This is a genomic window from Limosilactobacillus mucosae (assembly GCF_046939755.1).
In the GTDB taxonomy this organism is placed as follows: domain Bacteria; phylum Bacillota; class Bacilli; order Lactobacillales; family Lactobacillaceae; genus Limosilactobacillus; species Limosilactobacillus mucosae_A.
This window is the reverse complement of record NZ_JBKZAY010000069.1, coordinates 1-1,116: the sequence shown is the minus strand read 5'-3', so window position 1 is coordinate 1,116 and position 1,116 is coordinate 1. Positions and strand designations below refer to the sequence as shown.

Annotated in this window: 1 protein-coding gene; it reads left to right on the top strand. The window is 49.2% G+C overall.

All coding sequences use genetic code 11. From position 1 onward, the window contains the following. A partial coding sequence (locus tag ACLUWI_RS10100; protein ID WP_412147216.1) for a mucin-binding protein occupies window positions 1–1,116 on the top strand: 1,116 nt, incomplete at both ends.

Genomic DNA, 1,116 nt, shown 5'->3' with positions numbered 1-1,116 from the left:
TAGTTGATGGTCAGACGATTCCAACGACGATTAAACTGGTTGCCAACACGCCAGATACGATTGTTAAAGTTGAACACGATCATGTTTCAGTTAGCCACGACAATCCACAAACCGATGGTACCGCCATCCCTAACGGAACGGCTAAGTTCAAGGGTGTTAGCGAAAACGATCTGAATCAGACGATTACGCGGACGATCACGGTCAACGACCCACACCAAGGCGCTAAGACGATTACGCAAACAGCTAAGATCTCTCGGGATGCCACGGTTGATATGGTCGATGGCTCAGTTGTCTATGGTGATTGGTCAACGGCACAATGGGCGGAATATGTTGTTCCGACGGTTGATGGTTACACGTCGAGCCAAGCCACGGTCGAAGCCAAGACGGTTACCAATGGTGATCAAAACGACAACGTAACGATTGATTACACCGCTAATAAGCAAACGGCCAAGATCGTTTACACTGATGTGGACAACAACACGATTAAGACTGATACGGTTGAAGGCACTACGGATCAAACCGTTGATACTAACAGTACCGTGCCAACGGGATGGAAGCTGGTTGATGGTCAGACGATTCCAGTAACGATTAAACTGGGTGCCAACACGCCAGATTCAATTGTTAAGGTTGAACACGATCATGTTTCAGTCAACCACGACAATCCACAAACCGATGGTACCGACATCCCTAACGGAACGGCTAAGTTCAAGGGTGTTAGCGAAAACGATCTGAATCAGACGCTGACGCGGACAATTACGGTCAATGACCCACACGCCGGTGCTAAGACGATCACGCAAACGGTTCAGATCCATCGGGATGCCACGGTTGATATGGTTGATGGCTCCGTTGTCTATGGCGACTGGTCAACGGCTGAATGGCCGGCATACCCCGTACCAACGGTTGCCGGCTACACGCCTAGTCAAAAGACGGTTAAAGCTAAGACGGTTGTTAACGGTGATCAAAACGATACTGTTACGATCAACTACACCGCTGACAAGCAAACGGCTAAGATTGTTTACACCGATGAAAACGACAATCCAGTCAAGACGGACACGGTTGAAGGCGTTACGGATCAAACCGTTGATACCAACAGTACCGTGCCAACGGGCTGGAAGC